Here is a 5,824-nt window from a genome sequence, read left to right as displayed (position 1 = left end):
TGATCTATTACCAAACCGCCCAAATTTGCGCGCTAACGCCTCCCGAATCTCGATCGATACATGCAGGCACAATTACCATTCTCACCGCCTGTACAGCCGATTTACCCGTAGCTGAGGAAGCAGCGCAGACGGCGATCTTATGCGGCTTCAAAGTCGAAAAATTATGGGATGTTGGCGTGGCTGGCATTCAGCGATTGCTCAATAACCGTCACGCGATCGATAATGCCGATGTATTAATCGTCGTCGCGGGCATGGAAGGCGCGCTCCCCAGTGTAGTCGCTGGTTTGGCCAATTGTCCAGTAATTGCCGTCCCCACTAGTATTGGCTACGGCGCGAGTTTCGGCGGTATTGCCCCCTTACTGACGATGCTCAACTCCTGTGCCGCTGGCGTCGGCGTCGTCAATATCGACAACGGCTTCGGTGCCGCCATTCTCGCCGGTCAAATCCTCCGCACCGCCACCAGATTAAGGCTTTAGGGTTTAGGGTTTATGGCTACCGTATATACACAAGTCGGCTGGACTTCGTTTCTAGATCTGAATCCCCCTAAATCCCCCTTAAACAAGGGGGACTAAGAGTCCGCTCTTAGCCACCTTTTTAAGGGACTTAGGGGGATTCAGATCGATTCCGCTTTTCTCCGGAGATATGTATACACGGTAGGGTTTTAGGGGGAACTGGAGGCAAAAATAATACCGAAAAAGATTATATTTTTACCTTCACAGTAGGTCTATTTGTACCTCAAACCTCTTTCACTATCGCCATCTACCCTCTTTCCTAAAGCCTAAAACCTAAAGCCTAAACCCTAACCCTGATAAACCAACAGCGTAAAATTAAACACACTCCCCTTCCCAGGCGAAGATTCTACCCAAATTTGGCCGTAATGCGATCGCACGATGCGTTGACACAGAGCTAACCCAATTCCATAACCCGATTGAGATAGATCGCGCTCTAGTCTGACGCGCTCTTGAAAAATGTGTTTTTGCTTCTCTTTGGGGATTCCCAAACCATTATCAGAAATACTCACTTGAATGGTTTGAGCAGTACGATGGAGCGCACTGACATGAATTCGACCATCAGCTTGGGTATATTTACTGGCATTATCTAACAGGTTGGCAATCGCCTGTCGCAGTTTATCCACATCGCCATAGACAAATGGTAAGTCCTGGGGAATATCGGTGGTAATAATTTGAGTTTTAGCTTGAAATTGCGGCTTGAGTTGCGAAATTACGCCCAAGATTAGTTCGCTTAAATCGAGTTTTTGGGGTAGGAGACTGAGATCGTTAGGTGTCGCTAGTGGCTGGAGAATATCATGGACTAATCGATCGATCGCTTGGAGTTGGGTGCGCGCGCGATCGATTAATTTAGCAATTGTTGCTGGCTCCAAAGAATTGGCACGATAATCATGGGGATTGTGGATGATTTCCAGAGTCCCTAAAGCTAGAGCGGCAGCGGTCAGCGGATTGCGCAGATCGTGAGCCAGTACGGACATCGCCCGATCTTGCAATTTCAATCGATCGAGCAAGGCGGCATTTTCCTGTTTGAGCGTAAAAACTTCATCGGTTAACTTAATCAGTTTACTCACATAACCGATCGAGTCACTTAATAACAATCGCTCGTTGGATTGACGATCTAAATTTCCCGATTCATCGTTAGCTATTGTTTCGCTGCTACTGGCTAATAATTCTTCTTGCCACCGATCCCACCAGTTATCGATTTGATCGATTAAGTTACTACCTGCTAAAATCTGGCGCGGTACGGGAAATAGCTTGAGTAGTGCTGGCGTGGCAATTACCCGATAGTGCTCGGCTAAATCGGGTTGCTTGCCAACATCGACAACCTGCAATTCAAAAGAATGCTCGGTATTAAGGAGAGCTAACTTGTCCCGAATTTCTTGGTTGTAGATGTAACTAGTCGTGCGCTCGTCCAGGAACAGCAATAGCTGTAACACTCCTGACGAATTACTGGGGGAATAGCGATCGGTTGACATTCATTCTCGTTGGCGTAGCCTCTCCTGTAAGAGAATCGAAAGCTAAATACTCACAAGCTGTCATCTTGGCTTGAAAGATGAGGTCGATCGTTAGTATGAACTGAATTTTGCGTTTTGTTAACAAAAAATTAATATTTTTTAAAAAAATGTAACGATTCGATCGCTAGGATCGATCGATCGCCCTCCAGATGAGCGCGCCCCAGCCAGACATCAGTGCGTCAAAGGCATATCTTAGCAAGAAAGCAAGAAGAAATAACAACCGATCGATAAAAGATCGAAGAGGACGCAAAGCTTAAGATAAGATGAACGATAGTGTCCGATCTAGTCAGACATTCGCTGTTCCCACACGCTATCCCTATGAGTACTCCGCTCGGTTATGTTGCGTTAGTCCTACACGCTCATCTCCCTTTCGTTCGACATCCTGAGAGCGATTTTGTCCTCGAAGAAGAATGGCTATATGAAGCAATCACCGAAACATATATTCCCCTACTCCACGTTTTTGAGGGATTAAAACGGGACGGCATCGACTTCAAAATCACCATGAGCATGACGCCGCCACTGGTGTCGATGTTGCGCGATCCCTTGCTGCAAGACCGCTATGACGAACATTTGGCTAAGTTGGAAGAACTAGCCCAAAAAGAGGCTGATAGCAACGAGCACAACGGTCATATCAAATACCTCGCCGAGTACTACGTCAAGGAATTTGCTGCCACTCGCAAAACGTGGGAACGTCACAATCGCGATTTAATTGGTGCCTTCAAAGGCTTTTTAGATACCAACAACCTGGAAATCATCACCTGCGGCGCAACTCACGGCTATCTGCCGCTGATGAAAATGTACCCAGAAGCCGTGTGGGCACAGTTGCGGGTAGCTTGCGAACATTACGAAGAAAATTTCGGGCGCGCGCCCAAAGGCATTTGGCTGCCAGAATGCGCTTACTACGAAGGACTAGAGCGGATGCTGGCGGATGCTGGTTTGCGCTACTTCCTCACCGACGGACATGGCATCATGTACGCGCGTCCCCGTCCCCGCTTTGGTAACTACGCACCGATATTTACCGAAACTGGCGTCGCCGTCTTCGGACGCGATCAAGAATCCTCTCAACAAGTTTGGTCGTCGATGGTGGGCTATCCCGGCGCGCCCGAGTATCGGGAATTTTACAAAGATTTGGGCTGGGATGCCGATTACGACTACATCAAGCCGTATATCATGCCCAACGGTCAGCGCAAGAATATCGGGATCAAATACCACAAAATCACCTCCAAAACTGGCGGCGAGAAAGCCCTCTACGATCCTTACTGGGCAAAAGAAAAGGCTGCCGATCACGCGCAGAACTTCATGTATAATCGCCAGCAACAGGTGGCCAACCTCGCGGGTGTAATGAATCGTCCGCCCCTAGTTGTCTCGCCCTACGATGCCGAATTATTCGGGCACTGGTGGTATGAAGGGCCATGGTTCATCGATTATTTCTTCCGCAAATCTTGGTACGATCAGCACACTTACCAGATGACGCATTTGGCGGACTACCTCCGCGCCGAGCCGACTCAACAAGTCTGTCGTCCTTCTCAGTCTAGCTGGGGCTACAAAGGCTTCCACGAATACTGGCTGAACGAAACTAATGCCTGGGTTTATCCTCACCTCCACAAAGGTGCCGAACGGATGATCGAATTGGCGCGGATGGAGCCAGAGGACGAGCTACAATGGCGCGCACTCAATCAAGCCGCTCGCGAATTATTGCTCGCACAATCTTCCGACTGGGCATTCATCATGCGGACGGGAACGATGGTACCATACGCGATTCGCCGCACGCGATCGCATTTAGTCCGCTTCCACAAACTCTATGACGACCTCCAAGAACGCAAAGTCGATAGCGGCTGGCTAGAGAAGGTCGAAACGATGGACAATATTTTCCCCAGTATTAATTACCGGACGTATCGACCCTTGTAAATGTCTCAATAGCCCCAACTTATAAACAAAGTTGGGGCTATTCAGGGTAATGGACTATGGATTAATCACGCCAAAAAATAGACCGACAATCACTAAGGTTAATGGTAGTAAAATGAGAATTCCGTTAATAGTTGTGCCGATCGAGGGCGTAATATTATCGGGAGGATTTAGCTCTGAAGCATGACTGCGATCGGTAGCCATAAATTAGTAATATATCTTACTTGAGTTATAGTTCCAGTTTCGCTCGATCGACTCCAAATCGCATCACTCGATCGAGCGACTATTTAGTTAAAATGCATCTGTCAAAATACATATTTATTTCGATAAATGATAACTAGCCGATCGCACTTAATGTCGATAGAGTCTTCGTTACAGGAGCATGAAAGCAAGTGCCAGATACTAATGAAATTCTCAACTGGTATCAAACATTCACCCCAGATCCAGCACAGCGCAAAAGCTGGTATGGTGATGTCGCCCAAACATACAATCGAGTCCGCCCGAAATATGCCCCCGCATTCTTAGATCGCGTTGTGGAAGTTGCTAAAATACCCAGCAGCGGCAAGATTTTAGAAGTCGGATGTGGGCCAGGTACGGCGACGTTATCGCTGGCTGAAATGGGGTTTTCGGTTATCGCCTTAGAACCAAGTTTAGCAGCTTGTGAAGTCGCTCGTCAAAATGTCGCTGCATATCCCAATGTCAAAATTATTAATACCAGTTTTGAAGAATGGGAGCCAATCGATCGAGAATTCGATGCAATTGTGGCAGCAACTTCTTGGCATTGGGTATTACCGGAAAATAAGTACCAGAAAGCAGCATCTTTACTCAAAAGTACTGGCATGCTAGTCTTATTATGGAATACGACGATGATGCCACCACTGGCGATATTTGAGAGTTTAGCTGAGATTTTTAGACAATATTTACCAGCTTTTGGCGAATATAAAGATCGCGATCGCGAAGTGTGGGAACTAAATATCTTTGCCGATGCCGCGATCGAATCGGGTTTATTTAGTAACTTCCGCATGGGAGTGGAATCGATCGAAGTTAATTATGCGATCGATGATTATCTGCAACTCTTAACTACTTATTCACCCTGTATTGCCCTAGATCCCACAAGTAGACACGAGTTATTAGAAAGCTTGAGAGCAGTACTAGCACAAAATTGTGGCCCCCAGATGCCACTATCTTATCAATCTGTTTTTCATGTTCTCGTTGGCGTAGCCTCTCCCCTGGAGAATCGCCGCTCACCCGAACTCTAAAATATTGCAGTAATATTTCGATCTACAAATAATCGATATCGATCGCCATTATGACGATCGATGCTGAAAATATTCGTCCATTACTTGCCGATCGTAATCTAACAGCCAATCATTGAATTTTAGATATATTTGGTGGAGTAAATCTCGATTGCTACCAATGATATCCATACCCCGATCGTCATACGGATGAAAGAGAATCTGGCGATCGAAATCAAATAGATATAACTTGCAGCTACTGCGTGGTCTAATTCCCAATTCATTGGCGAGTGTCCCCCACAGTAACAGCTCGACCTCGGTAAATTCGATCTCAAAGCAGATAAAATTTCTCATTAGATCCCAATCTTCATCAAATACCCGCTCCGCTCGAACTTGCCAAATTTCTGCTGTCTTGGGAATCCTAATTCCACACCTGCGAAGATTGCGAAAAACAGATAAGTTACCAACTAAAGATTTAACACCATAAAAACTCAAACAGACAGTAATTGTCTGGAGATCGCTCAATCCAAAATCGATAATTGCTTTCGATCGATCGTAGGCGCGCAAAAACATTTTCAGATAAGGTTTGTCCCCTGCAAGTTCGATGCGTAAGCTGGGGGAATGCAGATAGAAAATTCCATGTGCCAAAGCGTTGTCGCCA

At 46.5% G+C, this 5,824-nt stretch carries 6 protein-coding genes; 3 read left to right on the top strand and 3 right to left on the bottom strand.

What is annotated here, in order from left to right:
- Nucleotides 1-476, top strand: a 476-nt coding sequence (gene larB, locus RMO84_RS06345) for a nickel pincer cofactor biosynthesis protein LarB (protein WP_310487630.1), incomplete at its 5' end; no start/stop codon positions are given.
- Between the two features lie 323 nt (nucleotides 477-799).
- Here the strand turns inward: larB and RMO84_RS06340 are convergent.
- On the bottom strand, nucleotides 800-1,984 hold the full coding sequence (locus RMO84_RS06340) for a histidine kinase (protein ID WP_310487629.1): 1,185 nt from the start codon (nucleotides 1,982-1,984) through the stop codon (nucleotides 800-802).
- A 357-nt stretch (nucleotides 1,985-2,341) separates the two neighbouring features.
- On the opposite strand from RMO84_RS06340, the gene RMO84_RS06335 reads away from it, so the two are divergent.
- Nucleotides 2,342-3,931 (top strand): glycoside hydrolase family 57 protein, encoded by a 1,590-nt coding sequence (locus tag RMO84_RS06335; RefSeq protein ID WP_310487628.1) that lies wholly within the window; start codon nucleotides 2,342-2,344, stop codon nucleotides 3,929-3,931.
- 54 nt (nucleotides 3,932-3,985) lie between these two features.
- On the opposite strand, the gene RMO84_RS06330 is transcribed toward RMO84_RS06335, so the two are convergent.
- Complete coding sequence (locus RMO84_RS06330; protein WP_310487627.1) at nucleotides 3,986-4,132, bottom strand: purine permease; 147 nt, start codon at nucleotides 4,130-4,132, stop codon at nucleotides 3,986-3,988.
- A gap of 188 nt (nucleotides 4,133-4,320) precedes the next feature.
- Between RMO84_RS06330 and RMO84_RS06325 the strand changes: the two genes are divergently transcribed.
- On the top strand, nucleotides 4,321-5,187 hold the full coding sequence (locus RMO84_RS06325) for a class I SAM-dependent methyltransferase (protein WP_310487626.1): 867 nt from the start codon (nucleotides 4,321-4,323) through the stop codon (nucleotides 5,185-5,187).
- 48 nt (nucleotides 5,188-5,235) lie between these two features.
- Here the strand turns inward: RMO84_RS06325 and RMO84_RS06320 are convergent.
- Nucleotides 5,236-5,824, bottom strand: a 589-nt coding sequence (locus tag RMO84_RS06320; RefSeq protein WP_310487625.1) for a DUF3885 domain-containing protein, incomplete at its 5' end; no start/stop codon positions are given.

Origin of the sequence: Chamaesiphon sp. VAR_69_metabat_338, assembly GCF_031423935.1 — a bacterium.
Classification (GTDB): domain Bacteria; phylum Cyanobacteriota; class Cyanobacteriia; order Cyanobacteriales; family Chamaesiphonaceae; genus Chamaesiphon.
Note: the sequence above shows the minus strand (reverse complement) of the source record. Positions and strands in the feature narration are given on the sequence as shown.

What these genes read in the sequence shown, in the direction of transcription:
- RMO84_RS06340 (WP_310487629.1), bottom strand. Translation starts at nt 1,984, where the DNA reads ATGTCAACCGATCGCTATTCCCCCAGTAATTCGTCAGGAGTGTTACAG.
- RMO84_RS06330 (WP_310487627.1), bottom strand. Translation starts at nt 4,132, where the DNA reads ATGGCTACCGATCGCAGTCATGCTTCAGAGCTAAATCCTCCCGATAAT.
- RMO84_RS06335 (WP_310487628.1), top strand. Translation starts at nt 2,342, where the DNA reads ATGAGTACTCCGCTCGGTTATGTTGCGTTAGTCCTACACGCTCATCTC.